The following is a 20,587-nucleotide window of genomic DNA, read 5'->3' on the forward strand; positions in this document are numbered from 1 at the left end:
GTGTTCGGCTTCCGGCGAGGGGGTGCCGGGGTCGTGCGGGCGTCCACGGTGGGCGGGGCGGACCACGGCGAAGACCCCCGGGCCGGGTGGCGCCGGGGGTCTGGAGCGTGCCCGGTCAGCCGCTCACACCGCGGCTGAGCTCCCAGAGCTGCAGATCGGACGAGGTGCTCATGGCGTATTCGCTGCCCATGACGTCGTCGCGGGCGGCGATGTACTGCTTGCCCTGCCACAGCGGGAGGATCGGCACATCCTCGGCGATTTTGTCCTGGATGTCAGCGATGCTCTTCGATGCGGTGAGCCGGTCGGCCTCGCGCTGGGACTGAGGGATCAGGGTGTTGCGGATCTCGCTGTTGGCGTACGGCAGGTTGAGGAAGTTGTCCTTGCCGAAGAACGGCGAGAGGAAGTTGTCCGCGTCCGGGAAGTCCGGGAACCAGCCCATGCCGAAGACGTCGTACTGGCCCTTCAGTTCGGCCGGGCGGAACTTGTCCCAGGCGGTGCCCTCGATGCTGACGTCGAACAGTCCGCTGTCGTTGAGCTGCTTCTTCAGCACCTCGAACTCCTTGGCGGTGGCCGCGCCGTAGTGGTCGGTCGTGTAGTGCAGCGTCATCTTCACCGGGGTGGTGATGTTCGCTTGGGCCAGCAGCGTGCGGGCCTGGTCCACGCTCGGGTTGCCGTACTTGTTGAAGAACGAGTTGGAGTGGCCGGTGATGGTGGCCGGGACGAGCGAGTACAGGCTCTGGGCCTGGGAGCCGTACACCTTGGAGACCAGCTCGTCGCGGTCGATGAGCTGCGCCATGGCCTGGCGGACGGCCTTGTTCTTCACCGTCGGCGCGTCGGTCTTGAAGCCCAGATAGCGGATTCCGAGGCCTGGCATCTCGACCAGGTTGACGTTGCCGGTGGTGTTGTTCTGGAGCTCGTTGATCTGATCGGGCGTCAGGGTACGCGCCATGACGTCGATGTCACCCTTGTCGAGGGCGGTACTCATGGCGGCGGCGTCGCTGAAGGACTCCATCACCGCCTTGTCGTTCTTCGGGGTGAGCAGGCCCTTGTAGTGGGGGTTCTTGGTGAACGTGATCTTGGTTACTTCGTTGTTCTTGACTTCGGCCTGCATCGTGTACGGGCCGGAGCCGTCGACCTGGAAGCCCTCGCGCAGCTTCTTCTTCTCGTACTGCTTGGAGTTGAGGATGCCGGCGACCGGTGTGGACAGCTTGAACGGGAAGGTGGCGTCCGCGGTCTTCAGGTGGAAGATGACCTCGTTGTCGCCCTGCGTCTCGACGGTGTCCACGGTGGACAGCAGGCCGGCGACACCGCTGTCGTCGTTGATGGCGATGGCGCGGTCGATGGAGAACTTCACGTCGGCCGCGGTCAGCGGGTCGCCGTTGGAGAACTGCAGGCCCTTGCGGAGCTTGCAGGCGTAGCGCTCGTTGCCCTTGTCGGTGAAGTGGCAGTCCTCGGCGGCCTCGGGTTCGGGGTCACCGCCACCGCGGGGCTGGACCATCAGCGTCTGCACGACCTGACGGAGGACGTTCCAGCCGGAATCGTACGTGTACGCCGGGTCGAACGGCGCGGGGGCGTCGCTGGAGGCGGTGAACCGGTCGGTGGTGCCGACGACGATGGCGTCACCGCTCTTGCCCCCACTGTCGGAGCCACCGCAGGCAGCGAGGACGGGGGTGAGCAGACCGACGACGGCCGGCAGCACCAAGGTCTTGCGGTTCATGCTCGATTTCTCCAGAGCTATCGAGTCCGTGTACCCGGCAGGCATGGGTGGTGCGACGGATTCACGGGGATGTGGCGATGTTCTCGCGACGAGATTAGTCCGCACCTGCACAAGGGCTCACCGCTACCGGAGTTGAGCTCCCATCACGCTGCGAAGCCGGTCGCGGACGCACCGGAAAACCGATCGGGGAAGGATTCGTGCAGCGTTCCACCAATCGGGACACAAGGGCACACCAGGCCTGTCCGATTTGGGCGGGAACGGCACACGCCGGGCACGCCGTCGACCCTCTTGCGTGTGATCAACGTCACGGTATCAACTCGGTTATGACGTACCGGAATTCGGCCATACGGCGGATGTCAATTCATTCGGCTTGGGCGGCCCTCGGTAAATCCGCCCATTCGAGGTGCACGCTGGGTGAACACCTAGCGCATTTCCGTCATCAATCCGCGGAGAAAAGGCAGGTCGACCTCTTCGAGTGACGTCACGACGGTGCGGCTGGCGGCCGGGGCGATGGGGGCGACCGACGGCACGGCGACCACCCGGCAGCCGGCGGCTTCGGCGGCCGCGACGCCGGTCGTGGTGTCCTCGATGACGGCGCAGCGGCCGGGATCCGCGCCGAGGCCCGATGCGGCCAGCAGGTACGGGTCGGGGAACGGCTTGGTGCGTTCCACTTCGTCGCCCGCGACGGTCAGCGCGAAGTACTGCGGGCCGAGGGAGGTCAGGACGCGGTCGATGATGCGCCGGTGCGAGGCGGAGACCAGGGCCGTGGGGATCTCGTGCGCCGCCAGTTCGGCCAGCAGCCGGGCGGCACCCGGCATCAGGGGCAGTGTGCGGCCGATGCGGTCCTCGAAGCCGTCGTTGAGCAGCAGGGTGAGCTCGTCGAGCCTGATGTCGGCCCCGGTGGCCTCGATGAGGAACCCCGCGCTGCGCGTCATGGGGCCGCCGACCACGACGTGGCGCCAGGACGGGTCGAGGGTGTGGCCGAGGCCGGCGAAGACCTCGACCTCGACGTCCCACCAGAACCCTTCGGTATCCACCAGGGTGCCGTCCATGTCGAGGAGTACGGCCTGCAGGGCTGAGCCTTCGCCCGTGTGGGTGCCGAGGGCGGGGACCGTGGTGGTCATCCGGGCGTACCTCCTTGAGGGGACGGCCAGGCCGGTTCCCGGACAGGGAACCGGCCTGCGGTGGACCGATCAGTTTACGACCGTCGTGAGCAAAGTGCCTCTCGGCGCGGGAGCGACGCGCCCGCGGGCCTGGGGGAAGGGCTTCGGGCGCACCAGAGGCCTTCGTGGCGCGGCCCCGGCGGTCCGGGAGGCTGCGCCGGATGACGGCTTCAGCGGGCGTTGAAGTACTTGGCCTCCGGGTGGTGGATCACGATGGCGTCCGTGGACTGCTCCGGGTGGAGCTGGAACTCCTCGGAGAGGTGGACGCCGATCCGCTCCGGTTCGAGCAGCCGGGCGATCTTGGCGCGGTCCTCGAGGTCGGGGCAGGCGCCGTAGCCGAGCGAGAAGCGGGCACCGCGGTATTTGAGGGCGAACATGTCCTCGATGCCGGCCGGGTCCTCGCCCGCGAAGCCCAGTTCACAGCGCACGCGCGCGTGCCAGTACTCGGCCAGTGCCTCGGCCAACTGGACGGACAGGCCGTGCAGTTCGAGGTAGTCGCGGTAGGAGTTCGACGTGAAGAGCCGTCCGGTCTCCTCGCCGATCTTCGAGCCGACGGTGACGACCTGGAAGCCGACGACGTCCCTTTCTCCCGACTCCTCGGGGCGGAAGAAGTCGGCCAGGCACAGCCGGCGGCCGCGGCGCTGGCGCGGGAAGGTGAACCGAGTGCGTTCGTTGCCCTGTTCGTCCAGGATGATCAGGTCGTCGTCCTTGGACACGCACGGGAAGTAGCCGTAGACGACGGCTGCTTCGAGGAGGTTGTCGGTCTGGAGCCTGTCCAGCAGACCGCGCAGCCGGGGCCTGCCCTCGGTCTCGACCAGTTCTTCGTAGGTCGGCCCGTTGCCGGTGCGGGCCTGCTTGAGGCCCCACTGGCCCTTGAACAGCGCGCCCTCGTCCAGCCAGCTCGCGTACTCCTTGAGCGGGATGCCCTTGATGACGCGGGTGCCCCAGAACGGCGGTGCGGGGACGGGGTTGTCGGTGGCGACGTCGGAACGGACGTGGCCTTCCTCGGGCCGTTCCTCGATCTCGACCGTGGCCGCCCGCACCCGGCGCTGCTTGAGTTCGGGCAGCTTCGCCCCGGGCACGCCGCGCTTGAGTCCGATCAGCGCGTCCATCAGGTGCAGGCCCTCGAACGCGTCGCGGGCGTAGCGGACTTCGCCCTCGTAGATCTCGTGCAGGTCCTGTTCGACATAGGCGCGGGTGAGTGCGGCGCCGCCGAGGATGACCGGGTAGGTGGCCGCCAGCTTGCGCTGGTTGAGCTCCTCCAGGTTCTCCTTCATGATCACCGTGGACTTGACGAGGAGCCCGGACATGCCGATGACGTCGGCGTTCTGTTCCTCGGCGGCCTCCAGGATCGCGGAGACGGGCTGCTTGATGCCGAGGTTGACGACGTTGTAGCCGTTGTTGGACAGGATGATGTCGACGAGGTTCTTGCCGATGTCGTGGACGTCGCCGCGCACGGTGGCCAGGACGATGGTGCCCTTGCCGGAGTCGTCGGACTTCTCCATGTGCGGTTCGAGGTAGGCGACCGCGGTCTTCATGACCTCGGCGGACTGGAGTACGAACGGCAGCTGCATCTGGCCGGAGCCGAACAGTTCGCCGACGACCTTCATGCCGTCCAGCAGTGTCTCGTTGACGATGTCCAGGGCGGGGCGTTCCTCAAGTGCTTTGTCCAGGTCCTGCTCCAGGCCGTTCTTCTCGCCGTCGATGATCCGCCGCTTCAGGCGCTCCGCCAGCGGGAGGGCGGCCAGCTCCTCGGCCTTGCCGGCCTTCAGGGACTTGGCGGTGGCGCCCTCGAACAGCGCCATGAGCTTCTGCAGCGGGTCGTAGTCCTCGCCGCGGCGGTCGTAGATCAGGTCGAGGGCGGTGGTGACCTGCTCGTCGTCGAACCGGGCGATCGGCAGGATCTTCGAGGCGTGGACGATGGCGGAGTCGAGTCCGGCCTTGACGCATTCGTCGAGGAAGACGGAGTTGAGCAGGATGCGGGCGGCCGGGTTGAGGCCGAAGGAGATGTTCGACAGGCCCAGCGTGGTCTGCACGCCCGGGTGCCGCTTCTTCAGCTCGCGGATCGCCTCGATGGTGGCGATGCCGTCCTTGCGGGACTCCTCCTGACCGGTGCAGATGGTGAAGGTCAGGGTGTCGACGAGGATGTCCCCCTCGTGGATGCCCCAGTTCCCGGTGAGGTCGGCGATCAGCCGCTCGGCGATCTCCACTTTTTTCTCCGGGGTGCGGGCCTGACCCTCCTCGTCGATGGTGAGCGCGATGAGTGCGGCGCCGTGCTCCTTCGCGAGGTGGGTGACCTTCGCGAAGCGGGAGTCGGGGCCGTCTCCGTCCTCGTAGTTGACGGAGTTGATGACGGCGCGGCCGCCGAGCTTCTCCAGTCCGGCCCGGATGACGTCGACCTCGGTGGAGTCCAGCACGATCGGCAGGGTGGAGGCGGTGGCGAAGCGGCCGGCCAGTTCCTCCATGTCGGCGACGCCGTCACGGCCCACGTAGTCGATGCACAGGTCGAGCATGTGCGCGCCCTCGCGGATCTGCTCGCGGGCCATCTCCACGCAGTCGTCCCAGCGGCCGCCCAGCATGGCCTCACGGAACTTCTTCGAACCGTTGGCGTTGGTGCGCTCTCCGATCGCCAGGTACGCGGTGTCCTGACGGAAGGGCACGGTCTGGTAGAGGGAGGCGGCGCCGGGCTCGGGCTGCGGGTGGCGCTCGGTGGGGGTGAGGTCGCGGACGCGCTCGACGACCTGGCGCAGGTGCTCGGGGGTGGTGCCGCAGCAGCCGCCGACGAGGGAGAGGCCGTAGTCGCGGACGAAGTTCTCCTGGGCGTCGGCCAGTCCCTCGGGGCCGAGCGGGAAGTGCGCGCCGTCCTTGGTGAGGACGGGCAGGCCCGCGTTCGGCATGCACAGCAGCGGGATGCGGGAGTGGCGCGTGAGGTAGCGCAGGTGCTCGCTCATCTCCGCCGGGCCCGTCGAGCAGTTCAGGCCGATCATGTCGATGCCGAGCGGTTCCAGCGCGGTCAGCGCGGCGCCGATCTCGGAGCCCAGCAGCATCGTGCCCGTGGTCTCGAACGCCATCGAGCACAGCAGGGGCACGACGATGCCGGTGGCCTCCATCGCGCGCCGGGCGCCCAGGACGGACGCCTTCGTCTGCAGCAGGTCCTGGGTGGTCTCGACGATCAGCGCGTCCGCGCCGCCGGCGAGCAGGCCCTCCGCGTTGGCCTGGAAGCCGTCGCGGATCGTGGCGTAGCCGACGTGGCCGAGGGTGGGGAGCTTGGTGCCGGGGCCCATGGAGCCGAGTACCCAGCGCTGCCGGCCGTCGCCGGCGGCGAACCCGTCCGCGGCCTCGCGGGCGATCCGGGCACCCGCCTCGGACAGTTCGTACACGCGGTCGGCGATCTCGTACTCGGCCATGGCCGCGTGGTTCGCACCGAACGTGTTCGTCTCGACGCAGTCGACGCCCACCGAGAAGTACGCCTCGTGGACGGAGCGGACGATGTCGGGGCGGGTGAGGTTCAGAATCTCGTTGCAGCCCTCGAGTCCCTGGAAGTCCTCCAGTGTCGGATCCTGGGCCTGGAGCATCGTGCCCATCGCGCCGTCGGCCACGACGACACGGGTGGCGAAGGCTTCCCGGAGGGTTTCGGTTCGGGTCCGGCTGTCGGTGCAGGCGGACGAAAGGGACGGGTTCGGCAACGAGGCCATGGAAGATGCTCCCTGGGGTGCGACGGCTGTCGGCTTTGCGCTTCCCGTGGAAGACGCACCCGCACAGGGTAGCCCGGGGCGGGGCAGTACGGTCAGGTGAGTCCGCGGGGTGGGACGGGCGTGGCCCGTGTGCTGTGGGGGGATTCCGGCGGGCCGGGTGGCGACCACCCATTAACGGGAGGTCGACGACGGCAGGTAGTGTTCGACATTGCCGAACGACGGTGTGCGACCGTCGTCTGACGGCGGAAGGGGACGGAGGGCAGGACGGCGATGGCACGGAACATCCAGTCGCTCGAGCGGGCGGCCGCGATGCTGCGACTGCTCGCCGGCGGCGAGCGGCGGCTCGGCCTGTCGGACATCGCCTCGTCACTGGGCCTCGCCAAGGGCACGGCCCACGGCATACTCCGCACGCTCCAGCAGGAGGGGTTCGTCGAGCAGGACCCGGCCTCGGGCCGCTATCAGCTCGGCGCCGAACTCCTGCGCCTGGGGACCACCTACCTCGACGTGCACGAACTTCGGGCGCGCGCCCTGGTGTGGACGGACGATCTGGCCCGCTCCAGCGGCGAGAGCGTCTATCTGGGGGTGCTGCACCAGCAGGGCGTGCTGATCGTGCACCATGTCTTCCGGCCCGACGACAGCCGGCAGGTGCTTGAGATCGGGGCCATGCAGCCGCTGCATTCCACAGCCCTGGGCAAGGTGCTGTCGGCGTACGACCCGGTCGCGCACAGCGAGGCGCTGGAGGCCGACCGGCCGGCGTTCACCGACCGGACGGTCTGTGACCTGGACGGCTTCGAGCACATCCTCGACATCACGCGCGCGCGTGGCTACGCGGCCGACGTCGAGGAGACCTGGACCGGCGTGGCCTCGATCGCCGCCCCCATCCACGACCGGCGGCGGATGCCGGTGGGCGCGGTGGGGATCACCGGCGCGGTGGAGCGGGTGTGCCGGGACGGGGAGCTGCGCCATGAACTGGTCGCGGCGGTCCGCGACTGCGCCCGCGCGGTGTCACGGGACCTGGGCGCCGGGCGGTTCTGAGCCCCGCACTACCGGGAGATCGGGGTCAAGCCGAGGGTCGGGCATGGCCGAGGGCCGGTACGGACCGGGCACGGCCAGAGGACCGGGAACGGCAGGAGCCCCCGTCCGTGCACCCCATGGGGCTCGCGTGACCGCGGCCGGTACGTCACCGTCGTACCGGCCTTTCCGCCTGCCCGCGCACCGGCGTGTATCACGCCCCCACGCGGGCAGCCTTCCGGCAACGCTGCGCGACCACGAAACGCACCTCCTCGTACACGGGGCGCACCCGCACCGAGATTGATGACTCGGAGCGATCAGTAACGATCGTGCATTCGATAACAGAACTCTTGACGACCTGGTGAAACGGGAGCGAGACTCCCGTCCGACGGTCGGCATTGTCGAACACCTACCGGTAATACGCGTTAGAGTGTGACAACGCCAAGGGCCGGCATCGCCCTCACCCCGAGGGCGCGGACCACCGGAGGGACCCGGGGTTCGCCTTCCCCTGGACGAAGGACAAAGGAGTCGCGGGTGTCCAGCTCCGACATCTTCATCGGCGAGACCATCGGTACCGCCATACTCATCCTGCTCGGCGGCGGCGTCTGCGCCGCGGTGACGCTGAAGGCCTCCAAGGCCCGTAACGCCGGCTGGCTCGCCATTGCGTTCGGTTGGGGTTTCGCCGTCATGACGGCGGTCTACACGTCCGCACCACTCTCCGGTGCCCACCTCAATCCGGCGGTGACACTCGCGATCGCCATCAAGGACGGCGACTGGAAGAACGTCCCGGTCTATTGGGGCGGACAAGTCCTCGGCGCCATGATCGGTGCGGCCCTGGTCTGGGTCACCTACTACGGCCAGTTCCACGCCCACCTCACCGACCGGGAGATCGTCGGCGGTCCGGGCGCACAGGACACCAAGGTCGCCAAGGCCGCTGAGGCGCGGGAGGCCGCGGCCGGCCCCGTGCTCGGCGTCTTCTCGACCGGTCCCGAGATCCGCAACGTCGCGCAGAACCTCGCCACGGAGATCATCGGCACGGTCGTGCTGGTGCTGGCGGTCCTCACGCAGGGCCTCAACGACAAGGGCAACGGTCTCGGCATCCTCGGCGCCCTGATCACCGCGCTCGTGGTCGTCTCGATCGGTCTGTCCCTGGGCGGCCCGACCGGCTACGCCATCAACCCGGCACGTGACCTCGGCCCGCGTATCGTGCACGCCCTCCTTCCCCTGCCCAACAAGGGCGGTTCCGACTGGGGCTACGCCTGGATCCCGGTCGTCGGCCCGCTGGTCGGCGGGGCGATCGCCGCAGGCATCTACAACGTCGCTTTCGCGTGAGCCGAGCGAGCTCTCCCCAGACATCGCCCGACAGCATCGCGCCGTACCAGCCGCCCCTCATACCCACGGAATCCCAGGAGCACACCGTGACCGACGCACACACCGCCGGCATCGCTTCCCACGGCCACGGGCCGTTCATCGCCGCCATCGACCAGGGCACGACCTCTTCGCGCTGCATCGTCTTCGACCGGGACGGCCGCATCGTCTCCGTCGACCAGAAGGAGCACGAGCAGATCTTCCCGAAGCCGGGCTGGGTCGAGCACGACGCCACCGAGATCTGGACCAACGTCCAGGAGGTCGTCGCCGGAGCCATCGAGAAGGCCGGCATCACGCGGGACGACATCAAGGCGATCGGCATCACCAACCAGCGCGAGACCACCGTGCTGTGGGACAAGAACACCGGTGAGCCCGTCCACAACGCCATCGTCTGGCAGGACACCCGCACCGACGCGCTGTGCAAGGAACTCGGTCGCAACGTCGGCCAGGACCGCTTCCGCCGCGAGACCGGCCTGCCGCTGGCCTCGTACTTCGCCGGCCCGAAGGCCCGCTGGCTGCTCGACAACGTCGAGGGGCTGCGCGAGCGCGCCGAGGCGGGCGACATCCTCTTCGGCACGATGGACACCTGGGTCATCTGGAACCTGACCGGCGGTGTCGACGGAGGCCACCACGTCACCGACGTGACCAACGCCTCCCGCACCCTGCTGATGAACCTGAACACCATGCAGTGGGACGACCGCATCTGCGAGTCCGTCGGTGTCCCGCAGACGATGCTGCCTCAGATCCGGTCCTCCGCCGAGGTCTACGGCGAGATCACCGGCGGGCGCCTCGGCGAGCTGCTCGGCGGCATCCCGGTCGCCTCCGCGCTCGGCGACCAGCAGGCGGCCCTGTTCGGCCAGACCTGCTTCTCCGAAGGCGAGGCCAAGTCCACCTACGGCACCGGCACCTTCATGCTGATGAACACCGGTGAGAAGATCATCAACTCCTACTCGGGCCTGCTGACCACCGTCGGCTACCAGATCGGCGGCCAGAAGCCGGTCTACGCCCTGGAAGGTTCCATCGCGGTCACCGGCTCCCTGGTGCAGTGGATGCGCGACCAGATGGGCCTGATCAAGACCGCGGCCGAGATCGAGACGCTCGCCCTGTCGGTCGAGGACAACGGCGGCGCCTACTTCGTGCCCGCCTTCTCCGGCCTGTTCGCCCCGTACTGGCGCTCCGACGCCCGCGGTGTGATCGCCGGTCTGACCCGGTACGTGACCAAGGCGCACCTCGCGCGCGCCGTCCTGGAGGCCACCGCCTGGCAGACCCGTGAGATCACGGACGCCATGACCAAGGACTCGGGCGTCGAGCTCGCGGCCCTCAAGGTCGATGGCGGCATGACCTCCAACAACCTGCTGATGCAGACGCTCTCGGACTTCCTGGACGCGCCGGTGGTGCGCCCGATGGTCGCCGAGACCACCTGCCTCGGCGCCGCCTACGCCGCCGGTCTCGCCGTCGGCTTCTGGACCAGCACCGACGATCTGCGCGCCAACTGGCGCCGGGCCGCCGAATGGACCCCCCACATGGACGCGGAGACCCGCGACCGTGAGTACAAGAACTGGCTCAAGGCCGTCGAGCGGACCATGGGCTGGATCGAGCACGAGGAGTAATCAGCGATGACCACCCTGCAGAGTGTCCCGGCTCTTGGGACGCACCCGGCCCGCGGCTCCAACCCGAGCCGTGCCGAGACCCGGGAGCAGCTGTCCAAGGCGACCTACGACCTCCTCGTGATCGGCGGCGGAATCCTGGGCATCTCCACTGCCTGGCATGCCGCGCAGTCGGGCCTGCGGGTGGCGCTGGTGGACGCCGGCGACTTCGCCGGCGCCACCTCCTCCGCCTCCTCCAAGCTGCTCCACGGCGGTCTGCGCTATCTGCAGACCGGCGCGGTGAAGCTGGTGGCGGAGAACCACTTCGAGCGCCGTGCGGTCTCCCGTCTGGTGGCCCCCCACCTGGCGAACCCGCTCACGTTCTACCTCCCCGTGTACAAGGGCGGGCCGCACGGCGCGGCGAAGCTCGGAGCGGGCGTCTTCGCCTACTCCGCGCTGTCGGCGTTCGGTGACGGCGTCGGCCATCTGCTCTCGCCCGCCCGGGCGCAGCAGGACGTGCCGGAACTGCGCACCGAGAACCTGAAGGCCGTGGCCGTCTACGGCGACGACCAGATGAACGACGCGCGCATGGCGCTGATGACGGTCCGCGCGGCCGTCGAGTCCGGCGCGGTCGTCCTCAACCACGCCGAGGTCACCGGGCTGCGCTTCACCCGGGGCCGGGTGACCGGTGCCGAGCTGAAGGACCGGGTCTCCGGAGACGAGTTCGGCGTCGACGCACGGCTGGTGCTGAACGCGACCGGCCCGTGGGTCGACCACCTGCGCCGGATGGAGGACCCGAACGCGGCGCCGTCCATACGCCTGTCCAAGGGTGCGCACCTGGTCCTCAAGCGCACCTCCCCGTGGAAGGCCGCGCTCGCGACGCCGATCGACAAGTACCGCATCACCTTCGCTCTCCCCTGGGAGGACATGCTGCTGCTCGGTACGACCGACGAGGAGTACGAGGGCGACCCGGCCCAGGTCGCGGTGACCGAGAAGGACATCACCCAGATCCTCGACGAGGCCGCCTTCTCCGTCCGCGACCAGCAGCTCGACCGTGACCTGATCACATACGCCTTCGCCGGTCTGCGGGTGCTGCCCGGCGGCCCCGGCGACACCGCCAAGGCCAAGCGCGAGACCGTCGTCACCGAGGGCAGGGGCGGCATGCTGTCCGTCGCGGGCGGTAAGTGGACCACCTTCCGGCACATCGGCCGTACGGTCATGAAGAAGCTGGAGTCCCTGCCGGGCCACCCGCTCGGCGACGACTTCGAGCCGGTCTCCAAGCTGCCGCGGAAGCTGCCGCTGCCCGGCATCGCCAACCCGCGCGCGGTCGCCCACCGACTGGTCGTCGATGGGCCGGCTCCCGGCCCGCGCATGGCGCCCGACACCGCCAAGCACCTGGCCACCCACTACGGTTCGCTGGCCTTCGACATCGCGCGGCTGGCCAACGAGAACCCTGAGCTGGGCGAGCGCGTCCACCCGGACGCCCCGGAGATCTGGGCGCAGGTCGTCTACGCCCGGGACCACGAGTGGGCCGAGACGGCGGACGATGTGCTGCGCCGCCGCACCACGCTGACGATCCGCGGCCTGGCCACGGACGAGGTGCGCGGCAAGGTGCAGGACCTGCTGGACACGAAGTAGGTCCGACCGGACCCAGGGGCGGCTTTCCGCGGGGGGAGACCGCCCCTTCTGCGCTGCCACACCGCGTACGCACGCCGGAGCGGGCATGGAGGTCGCCCTCGTGCGTCCCCTCCCCGTTCCGCCCGCTGGGCCTCCATAATGACGCCGAGACATCGGATGTCTGAGCATCAGGGAGGCGGGCACGCCATGACGGTCACGGACGAGGCGATCGAGAAGATCAAAGGGATGATCGTCTCCGGTGTGCTGCGCCCCGGCGGCCGCCTGCCCAAGGAGAGCCAACTCGCCGCCGAGCTGGGGCTGTCCCGCAACTCCCTGCGCGAGGCCGTGCGCGCCCTGGCGCTGTTCCGCATCCTGGACGTACGGCAGGGCGACGGCACGTATGTGACGAGCCTCGATCCCCAACTCCTGCTGGAGGCGCTGAACTTCGTCGTCGACTTCCACCGCGACGACACCGCGCTGGAGTTCCTCGCGGTGCGCCGCATCCTGGAGCCGGCCGCGACGGCGCTGGCGGCCTCACGGATCAGCGAGCGGCAACTGGACGCGCTGGCGGCGCGGTTGGACGAGCTGGGCCCGGAACCGTCCGTGGAGGAACTCATCGCCTGCGACCTCGAGTTCCACCGGGGCATCGCGCGGAATTCCGGTAACTCGGTGCTGTGCTCCCTGCTCGAGGGCTTGTCCGGGCCCACCACCCGGGCCGGGATCCGGCGCGGCCCGACCCGGGAGGACGCGGTCAGCCGCACCCTGTACGAGCACCGGGCGATCCTGGGCGCCCTGCGTGACCGTGACGCGGAGGCGGCCCGTTCCTGGGCGACCGTGCACATCGCGTCCGTGGAGCAGTGGCTGCGCTCGCCCCCCTCTGACCCCTCGGAGGTGTGGCGCGTCCGAGGGCCTGAGACCGGGGCATGATCTTGGGTGTTCGGCTGCCCCGCACGGGGCAGTCATCCGTTCACTCCCCCGTGCAAGGGGGCTGCGGTCGCCCCCGTCGCACGCCGTAAGGTTGGGACGTACGCGAGGGCACGTCGGAAGGAGGCGCTGGGTGATCGAGCTCGAGGGGGTTCCCGAGCTGATCGACCCGGTCATGGTGGCCGCGTTCGAGGGCTGGAACGATGCCGGCGACGCCGCCTCCACCGCGGTCGCGCATCTGGACAGGGAATGGAAGGGCGAGGTGTTCGCGGCGCTGGACGCCGAGGACTACTACGACTTCCAGGTGAACCGCCCCACAGTGTTCATGGAGGCCGGGGTCCGTAAGATCACCTGGCCCACGACCCGGCTCTCGGTGGTCCGCGTCGGCGGCGACAAGCCCCGTGACCTGGTGCTGGTCCGCGGCATCGAGCCGTCGATGCGCTGGCGTTCGTTCTGCAACGAGCTGCTGGGCTTCGCCCACGAACTGGGCGTGGAACTGGTGGTGATCCTGGGTGCCCTGCTCGGTGACACCCCGCACACGCGTCCGGTCCCGATCAGCGGGACCACGTCCGACCCGGACCTGGCCCACCGGATGGACCTGGAGGAGACCAAGTACGAGGGCCCCACGGGCATCGTGGGCGTCCTGCAGGAGGCGTGCACGCATGCCGGCGTGCCCGCGGTCTCGCTGTGGGCGGCGGTCCCGCACTACGTGTCCCAGCCGCCGAACCCGAAGGCCACGCTGGCCCTGCTCAACCGTCTGGAGGACCTCCTCGACCTGCGCATCCCGCTGGGCGAGCTGCCGGAGGACACGCGCGCCTGGCAGGTGGGCGTGGACCAGCTGGCCGCGGAGGACAGCGAGGTCGCCGAGTACGTCCAGACGCTCGAGGAGGCCCGGGACACCGCCGAGCTGCCGGAGGCGTCGGGCGAGGCGATCGCCCGTGAGTTCGAGCGGTATCTGCGGCGGCGGGACGTCAACCCGCCCGGTGGGCACGCCACGGCGGACGGCGGCGAGGGCGGTTCGTATCTGCGGGACAACCCCAGCGGCCGTACGCGACCGCCCAAGCCGCCACGGCCGGGAAACGAGGACGAGGACTCGTCGGAGGACTGACAGGGCGGTGCGCATCCGGCGCACCGCCCTCGGCGTTCATGCGCGATGTTCACGCGCGAAGGGTGGTCGCGGTGCAGCCCATGAGCGGCGGCGCGGCCCGAACCCGGCAGCCGCGAGCGGCTGTTCACCGCCGACCGGGGCGAGGACGGCAAGCACCGGTGCGGTCCTCGCGGTGGACGGTCCGGCCCCCTGGCGAACAAAGGCGAGCGGCGCCGGGCGCGGTACGACCCGCCCGGCGCCGCCTTCCCTGTGCTGACAGGGCCCCCTGCTTACAGGGCCACGCCGAGCAGCGCATCCACGGCGCGCGAGACGACACCGGGCGCGCCCGTGTCCGTGCCGCCGCTCTCCTCCTGGAGCGCGACCCAGCGGTCGACCGCGGCGAGCGCGGCCGGTGCGTCCAGGTCGTTCGCGAGGGCCTCGCGGATCTCGTCGACGAGCGCCTCGGCGGGCGGGCCGTCGGGCCGCGAGACGGCGGAGCGCCAGCGGTCGAGCCGCGCCTCGGCGTCCCGCAGGACCTGGTCGGTCCACTCCCAGTCGGACCGGTAGTGGTGGGAGTGCAGCGCGAGCCGGATGGCGGCCGGGTCGACGCCGTCGCGCCGGAGCTGGGACACGAAGACGAGATTGCCCTTGGACTTGGACATCTTCTCGCCGTGCAGCGCGACCATGCCGGCGTGGACGTACGCCTTCGCCATCGGGTACTCGCCGGTCAGGACCTGCGCGTGCGAGGCGCCCATCTCGTGGTGCGGGAAGGCGAGGTCGGAGCCGCCGCCCTGGACGTCGAAGCCCATGCCCAGGTGGTCGAGCGCGATGGCCACGCACTCGATGTGCCAGCCGGGCCGGCCACGGCCCAGAGAACCGCCGTCCCAGCTGGGCTCACCGTCGCGGGCGGCCATCCAGAGCATCGGGTCGAGCGGGTTCTTCTTGCCCGGACGGTCCGGGTCACCGCCGCGCTCCGCGGACAGCAACCGCATGGCGGCGGCGTCGAGGCGGGACACCTCGCCGAAGTGCGGGTCGGACTCGACGGAGAAGTAGATGTCCCCGTCGAGGTCGTACGCAGCCCCGGCGTCCCTGAGACGCTCGACGAGCGGCACGATCCCGGGTATGGCCTCCACCGCACCTATGTAGTGCTTCGGGGGCAGCAGCCGCAGCGCGGTCATGTCCTCGCGGAAGAGGGTGGTCTCCCGCTCGGCGAGGGCCACCCAGTCGACGCCGTCGCGCTCGGCGCGCTCCAGGAGGGGGTCGTCGACGTCGGTGACGTTCTGGACGTAGTGCACCTGCCGCTTGGTGTCCAGCCACACACGCTGAACGAGGTCGAACGCGTTGTAGGTCGCCGCGTGACCCATGTGGGTCGCGTCGTACGGGGTGATGCCGCAGACGTAGATACGGGCGACGGGACCGGGGTCAAGGGGGACCAGGCCACCGGTCGCGGTGTCGTGGATCCTCAGGTCGCGGCCCTGACCAGGCAGGGCGGGGACCTCGGAAGCGGGCCAGGCATGCATGTCACGAGCCTAACCGGCGGGAAGTTGCGCATACGAACCGGACCGGGCCGGATGGCCGGGAAGGCGCTCTTGCAAAGCACTTCCCGGTGTGCAGATGCTCTCCCGGCCTGCCCTGCCGTCCGGCGCCGGGTGGCCTCACACCGGTGGCCAGGGGATCGCGGGCCACTCCCCGCTGGGCTCCGGATACTTCCCGCAGGCCAGCAGTGCCTCCACACGCGCGCGTGTGGCCGCCACCTCGGCCGCGGTGATCAGCCCGGCCAGCCGCACGGCCAGCGCCGCGCCCTCCTCCAGGGCTCCCTTCAGCCCTTTGAGCACCTCGACGGCCTCTCCCGTCAGCGGCTCCCCGGCCCACCCCCACAGCAGCGTGCGCAGCTTGTTCTCGGTGTTGAAGGTCACTCCGTGGTCGATGCCGTACAGGTGTCCGTCTTCGGTGGGCAGCAGATGGCCGCCCTTGCGGTCGGCGTTGTTGACGACCGCGTCGAGGACGGCGAGCCGCCGCAGCCGCTCGTCGTCGGCGTGCACGAGCAGAGCGGTCCTGCCGTCACCGAGGTCGGCGAGCCCGACGGCCTTCCAGCCGTCCTCCGGCTCCTCGGCGTCCACCAGGGCGAGCAGTTCGGCGTCCGGCTGCCCCTCGATCCACAGCTGGCACATGCCCTGGCCGTAGGGCCCGTCGCGCAGCACGGTGGGCGGCACGAGACTCCAGCCGGTCGCCTCCGACACCTCGTACGCGGCGACCTCGCGCTGCGCCAGCGTCCCGTCCGGGAAGTCCCACAGGGGTCGCTCGCCGGCGACGGGCTTGTAGATGCAGGCGGCTTGCCGGCCGTCGGACGAGACCGTGCAGTACAGCGCCGCGTTGGATGCGTCACGGATGCGTCCGCGTACGGTCAGCTCGCCTTCGGCGAGCAGTTCGGCCGTGGTCACGCTCCGCGGCGGTATCCGTTCTGGCGCGGACATACATGTCCTTCCGGGTCGAGCGGCAGGCTGCACAGCGGGCAGGGCGGACGCCCGGCGTTGACGACGTCGAGGGCGCGTTTGGCGAAGGCCCTGGCCTGCGCGCCGGTCAGCCGGACCCGGAGCATCGGCGGGCCGTTCTCCTCGTCCTGCAACAGCCGCTCCTCGGCCTCGGCGAGGTCCTCCTCGGAGTCCGCGTCCAGCTCGACGAGGGCCTGGGCCTCGACGATCATGCGCTGTTCGTCGCCGTCCCAGGCCAAGGCCATGGTGCCGACGCGGAACTCCTCGTCGATCGGGGTGTCCAGCGGCGCCGTGTCGGTGATCTCCGAGGGGGCCATGGCGGGCACGGCGGCGCTGCCGCCGCTGCGGCGCACCACTTCGTCGAGAAGCTCGTCCATGCGCTCGGCGAGCGCCGCGACCTGGGTCTTCTCCAGAGCCACGCTGGTCATCCGGTGTCCGGCCGAGGCCTGCAGGAAGAAGGTACGGCGCCCGGGCAGCCCGACCGTACCGGCCACGAAACGGTCCGGGGGGTCGTAGAGGAACACCTGACGGGACACGTCCTGTCTCCATTGGATCGGGACCGGCTGACCGCGCCGGCCCGCTTCGGTTGCTGACGATTACTGCTGCTGACAACTACTGCGCTGGTTCGACCGCTTCACCCTACTGCGGCCGACGATCACGGTGCGCCCGCACCGCCCCCGACCGTGGCGTCCTGGCCGGGGGGTTCCTCACGCGGCACCAGGGAGGCGAAATCACCGGTGTCCCCGAGACGTACGAGAAACGGCCGCAGTCGTGTGTAGCGGATCGCGGTGATGGAACACGGTTCGACGGAGATCCGCTGGAAGAGGTCGAGATGAAGGCCGAGGGCGTCCGCGACAAGGGATTTGATGATGTCGCCGTGCGAGCACATGAGGTACACGGCGTCCGCACCGTGATCGCGCTCCACGCGCGCGTTCCACTCCCGTACCGCTTCCGCGGCGCGGGTCTGCATGGCCCGCATCGACTCGCCGCCGGGGAAGGCCGCCGCCGAGGGGTGCGCCTGGACGACCTCCATCAGGGGCTCGTCCTTCAGCTCGGCGAGCTTGCGGCCGGACCAGTCGCCGTAGTGGCACTCGCCGATGCGTTCGTCGGTGTGCGCGCGCAGTCCGGGGCGGGCGTCGAGCAGCGGCCGGACGGTCTCCTGGCAGCGCTGCAGGGGGCTCGTCACGACCTCGGAGATCGGCAGTTCGGCGAGCCGCCCGGGCAGGGCCGCGGCCTGCGCGATGCCGCGCTCGTCGAGCGCGACGCCGGGCGTCCAGCCGGCGAGCAGTCCCGCGGTGTTGGCGGTGGAGCGTCCGTGCCGGACGAGGATCAACGTGGGCATGCGGCCCAGCCTAGGACCTGCCCCCGGACTCCCGCGCAGGGCCGAAGGGCGGCCCTGCGGTGATCCCGGGGACGGCGGCGCCGGCGTGCGCGCCACGCGCGTGTGGCAGGTTTCCGGCGCCTACGCGAACTCCGGTGCCGTCCTCGCGGGCCCCGGATGCCTGTGCCGAACAAAGGACAGGGAGGACCGCGCGGCGCGTAACCAGGGGCCTGCCGACGCGTTGTTCCCGGTGACGGCCGTGGCGGGGAAGACACCCGAGCCCCCACCACGGCCGTGGAGACCTTCCGCTCGTGTTACGCGAGCCCGGCCCGCTCCAGGGCCTCGGATCCAGCCCGGAGCGAGGCGATCCGCTCCTCCAGCGTGAAGCCCGCAGGGGCGAGCGTGAGCGTGGTGACGCCGGCCGCGGCGTAGGCCTTCATCCGGTCGGCGATGCGGTGCACGGAGCCGAGCAGGGTGGTCTGGTCGATCAGCTCGTGCGGGACGGCGGCGGCAGCACCCTGCTTGTCGCCCGACAGGTACTTGTCCTGGATCTCGGCGGCCGCCTTCTCGTAGCCCATGCGCTGGGCGAGCCGGTTGTAGAAGTTCTGCTTGCGGCTGCCCATGCCGCCGACATACAGGGCGGTGTAGGGGCGGAAGAAGTCGGCCAGCGCGGCCACGTCCTTGTCGTCGCCGACGGCGAGCGGGAGTGTCGGGCAGATGTCGAAGCCGTCGAGGGTCCGGCCGGCCTTCTCGCGTCCGGCGCGCAGATGCCTGATCGCGGTCTCCTCGAGGTGGTCGGCCGAGGGGAAGATCAGCAGGGCCCCGTCGGCGATCTCGCCGGTCTGCTCCAGGTTCTTGGGGCCGATCGCGGCGATGTAGAGCGGGATGTGCTCGCGCTCAGGGTGCACGGTCAGCCTGAGCGGCTTGCCGGGGCCGCCGGGCAGCGGGAGGGTCCAGTGCTCGCCCTCGTACGTCAACCGCTCACGCGCCATCGCCTTGCGCACGATCTCCACGTACTCCCGGGTGCGGGACAGCGGCTTGTCGAACGTGACGCCGTACCAGCCCTCGGAGACCTGCGGACCGGAGACGCCGAGACCGAGGCGGAAGCGGCCGCCGGAGAGCGAGTCGAGGGTGGCGGCGGTCATCGCGGTCATCGCGGGTTGACGGGCCGGGATCTGGAAGATGGCGGAGCCGACGTCGATGCGCTCGGTCTGGGCCGCGACCCAGCTGAGCACGGTGGCCGCGTCGGAGCCGTACGCTTCGGCCGCCCAGCACACCGCGTATCCGAGCCGGTCGGCCTCCTGGGCCACGGCCAGGTTGTCCGCGTCCATCCCGGCGCCCCAGTAGCCGAGGTTGATCCCGAGCTGCATGACCCAATCCCCTTACCGCTCAGTAATGTCCCTTGTGGAGGGAGACAGTAGTCGACCGGCCTGGCCGCGGACACGGGGGAAGTCGGTTGTCCACAGGCCCCCCATGAGCCAAGTTCAGGCCGTAATCTCGGCGTTCATGGAGCAGAGGCATCTCGGCCGTACCGGCCTTCGTGTGTCCCGGATCGGACTCGGCACCCTGACCTGGGGACGTGACACGGACGAGCACGACGCCGCGGACCAGTTGAAGGTGTTCTGGGAGGCGGGCGGGACCCTCGTCGACACCGCGGACGTGTACGGCGACGGGGAGGCCGAGTATCTGCTCGGGAAGCTCGTGGACGGGCTCGTGCCACGCCGGGATCTGGTCCTCTCGACGAAGGCGGGGAGCGTACCCGACCCCGACCGCCGTTTCGACGGTTCGCGCGGGCATCTGCTCGCCGCGCTGGACGCCTCGCTTTCCCGCCTCGGCACGGACTACGTCGATCTGTGGCACATCCATGCCTTCGACGCCGCCACCCCGCTGGAGGAGACCCTGCAGGCGCTCGACCTGGCGGTCAGCAGTGGCCGGGCGCGCTATGCGGGCGTGTCCAACTTCTGCGGCTGGCAGCTCGCGAAGGCGGCGACCTGGCAGCTCGCGGAGCCGGGTGTACGGACCCGGATCGCGAGCACGCAGATGGAGTACTCGCTGCTGCAGCGCGGAGTGGAGCGCGAGGTGCTGCCGGCGGCGCTGGACCTGGGGGTCGGGCTGCTGCCGTCCTCTCCGCTGGGCCGGGGCGTGCTGACGGGCAAGTACCGGAACGCGACGCCGGCCGACTCACGCGGGGCGTCCGAGCACATGGCCCCGTTCGTCGCGCCGTACCTCGACGACACGGCGAGCGGCATCGTCGATGCCGTGCAGACGGCCGCCGACGGACTGGCCACCACACCGCTCCAGGTGGCGCTGGCGTGGGTCCGCGACCGGCCGGGCGTGGTCGCCCCGATCGTCGGTGCGCGCAATGCGCAGCAGCTCACGACGGCATTGTCAGTGGAGACGCTTAGTCTTCCTGGCGAGATCTGCCGGGCGCTGGACGATGTGTCGGCCCCGGTACACCGCTATCCCGATCACGACTGGAGCACGCTGTGACCACGGACCCGGAAACCACGGAGACGGCCCCCAGCCCGGGGGAACCGGCTGACGAGGCCGGGACCGGGACGGGTGGGAGCACGGACGGCGGCGGAGCATCAGGGGGCCCGGAGCCG

General features: G+C 70.0%; 15 protein-coding genes. 7 read left to right on the plus strand and 8 right to left on the minus strand.

Annotated features, from left to right (window positions below; translation table 11 throughout):
• Positions 1–115: 115 nt before the first annotated feature.
• The 3 genes from BIV24_RS13580 to metH all read right to left on the minus strand — a co-directional run bounded on the left by BIV24_RS13580 (position 116) and on the right by metH (position 6,575).
• Positions 116–1,717 (minus strand): ABC transporter substrate-binding protein, encoded by a 1,602-nt coding sequence (locus BIV24_RS13580; protein WP_071366533.1) that lies wholly within the window; start codon positions 1,715–1,717, stop codon positions 116–118.
• Positions 1,718–2,139: 422 nt separating this feature from the next.
• The gene (locus tag BIV24_RS13585) at positions 2,140–2,841 is read right to left on the minus strand and encodes an HAD family hydrolase (protein ID WP_071366534.1); all 702 of its coding nucleotides are present in this window, start codon (positions 2,839–2,841) and stop codon (positions 2,140–2,142) included.
• Between the two features lie 209 nt (positions 2,842–3,050).
• Complete coding sequence (metH, locus tag BIV24_RS13595) at positions 3,051–6,575, minus strand: methionine synthase (RefSeq protein ID WP_071366536.1); 3,525 nt, start codon at positions 6,573–6,575, stop codon at positions 3,051–3,053.
• Between the two features lie 270 nt (positions 6,576–6,845).
• Here metH and BIV24_RS13600 point away from each other — a divergent pair, with 270 nt between their 5' ends.
• From BIV24_RS13600 to BIV24_RS13625, 6 genes are all read left to right on the plus strand, one after another.
• Positions 6,846–7,610 (plus strand): IclR family transcriptional regulator, encoded by a 765-nt coding sequence (locus BIV24_RS13600; protein ID WP_071366537.1) that lies wholly within the window; start codon positions 6,846–6,848, stop codon positions 7,608–7,610.
• A 510-nt stretch (positions 7,611–8,120) separates the two neighbouring features.
• Positions 8,121–8,918, plus strand: coding sequence for an MIP/aquaporin family protein (locus BIV24_RS13605; RefSeq protein WP_071366538.1), 798 nt, complete (start codon positions 8,121–8,123; stop codon positions 8,916–8,918).
• 86 nt (positions 8,919–9,004) lie between these two features.
• Positions 9,005–10,564, plus strand: coding sequence for a glycerol kinase GlpK (gene glpK, locus BIV24_RS13610; protein WP_071366539.1), 1,560 nt, complete (start codon positions 9,005–9,007; stop codon positions 10,562–10,564).
• Between the two features lie 6 nt (positions 10,565–10,570).
• The gene (locus tag BIV24_RS13615; protein ID WP_071366540.1) at positions 10,571–12,178 is read left to right on the plus strand and encodes a glycerol-3-phosphate dehydrogenase/oxidase; all 1,608 of its coding nucleotides are present in this window, start codon (positions 10,571–10,573) and stop codon (positions 12,176–12,178) included.
• A gap of 186 nt (positions 12,179–12,364) precedes the next feature.
• The gene (locus BIV24_RS13620; RefSeq protein WP_071366541.1) at positions 12,365–13,084 is read left to right on the plus strand and encodes a FadR/GntR family transcriptional regulator; all 720 of its coding nucleotides are present in this window, start codon (positions 12,365–12,367) and stop codon (positions 13,082–13,084) included.
• Between the two features lie 130 nt (positions 13,085–13,214).
• On the plus strand, positions 13,215–14,189 hold the full coding sequence (locus BIV24_RS13625; protein ID WP_071366542.1) for a PAC2 family protein: 975 nt from the start codon (positions 13,215–13,217) through the stop codon (positions 14,187–14,189).
• 269 nt (positions 14,190–14,458) lie between these two features.
• Here BIV24_RS13625 and mshC read toward each other — a convergent pair whose 3' ends face one another.
• The 5 genes from mshC to BIV24_RS13650 form a co-directional block, all read right to left on the minus strand.
• On the minus strand, positions 14,459–15,688 hold the full coding sequence (gene mshC, locus BIV24_RS13630) for a cysteine--1-D-myo-inosityl 2-amino-2-deoxy-alpha-D-glucopyranoside ligase (RefSeq protein WP_071366543.1): 1,230 nt from the start codon (positions 15,686–15,688) through the stop codon (positions 14,459–14,461).
• A gap of 135 nt (positions 15,689–15,823) precedes the next feature.
• Entirely contained in the window at positions 15,824–16,642 is an 819-nt protein-coding gene (locus BIV24_RS13635) for an SCO1664 family protein (protein ID WP_079168249.1), read from the minus strand.
• Positions 16,606–17,196: a DUF3090 domain-containing protein gene (locus tag BIV24_RS13640; RefSeq protein WP_071366545.1), complete on the minus strand. Its 591-nt coding sequence runs from the start codon at positions 17,194–17,196 to the stop codon at positions 16,606–16,608. The genes BIV24_RS13635 and BIV24_RS13640 overlap by 37 nt, the downstream gene beginning before the upstream one ends.
• 119 nt (positions 17,197–17,315) lie before the next feature.
• Positions 17,316–18,002, minus strand: coding sequence for a histidine phosphatase family protein (locus tag BIV24_RS13645; protein ID WP_071366546.1), 687 nt, complete (start codon positions 18,000–18,002; stop codon positions 17,316–17,318).
• Between the two features lie 293 nt (positions 18,003–18,295).
• Positions 18,296–19,351 carry an LLM class F420-dependent oxidoreductase gene (locus tag BIV24_RS13650; protein WP_071366547.1) on the minus strand — a complete coding sequence of 352 codons (1,056 nt, stop codon included), beginning with the start codon at positions 19,349–19,351 and terminating at the stop codon, positions 18,296–18,298.
• Positions 19,352–19,487: 136 nt separating this feature from the next.
• Here BIV24_RS13650 and BIV24_RS13655 point away from each other — a divergent pair, with 136 nt between their 5' ends.
• Positions 19,488–20,471 (plus strand): aldo/keto reductase, encoded by a 984-nt coding sequence (locus tag BIV24_RS13655; RefSeq protein ID WP_071366548.1) that lies wholly within the window; start codon positions 19,488–19,490, stop codon positions 20,469–20,471.
• The last annotated feature ends 116 nt before the right edge of the window (positions 20,472–20,587 follow it).

This window comes from Streptomyces colonosanans (genome assembly GCF_001866645.1).
Classification (GTDB): Bacteria; Actinomycetota; Actinomycetes; order Streptomycetales; family Streptomycetaceae; genus Streptomyces; species Streptomyces colonosanans.

Coding starts and splice junctions, on each gene's coding strand:
- mshC (WP_071366543.1), bottom strand. CDS start 15,688: ATGCATGCCTGGCCCGCTTCCGAGGTCCCCGCCCTGCCTGGTCAGGGC.
- metH (WP_071366536.1), bottom strand. CDS start 6,575: ATGGCCTCGTTGCCGAACCCGTCCCTTTCGTCCGCCTGCACCGACAGC.
- BIV24_RS13580 (WP_071366533.1), bottom strand. CDS start 1,717: ATGAACCGCAAGACCTTGGTGCTGCCGGCCGTCGTCGGTCTGCTCACC.
- BIV24_RS13585 (WP_071366534.1), bottom strand. CDS start 2,841: ATGACCACCACGGTCCCCGCCCTCGGCACCCACACGGGCGAAGGCTCA.
- BIV24_RS13645 (WP_071366546.1), bottom strand. CDS start 18,002: ATGCCCACGTTGATCCTCGTCCGGCACGGACGCTCCACCGCCAACACC.
- BIV24_RS13615 (WP_071366540.1), top strand. CDS start 10,571: ATGACCACCCTGCAGAGTGTCCCGGCTCTTGGGACGCACCCGGCCCGC.
- BIV24_RS13620 (WP_071366541.1), top strand. CDS start 12,365: ATGACGGTCACGGACGAGGCGATCGAGAAGATCAAAGGGATGATCGTC.
- BIV24_RS13635 (WP_079168249.1), bottom strand. CDS start 16,642: ATGTCCGCGCCAGAACGGATACCGCCGCGGAGCGTGACCACGGCCGAA.
- BIV24_RS13600 (WP_071366537.1), top strand. CDS start 6,846: ATGGCACGGAACATCCAGTCGCTCGAGCGGGCGGCCGCGATGCTGCGA.
- BIV24_RS13655 (WP_071366548.1), top strand. CDS start 19,488: ATGGAGCAGAGGCATCTCGGCCGTACCGGCCTTCGTGTGTCCCGGATC.
- BIV24_RS13650 (WP_071366547.1), bottom strand. CDS start 19,351: ATGCAGCTCGGGATCAACCTCGGCTACTGGGGCGCCGGGATGGACGCG.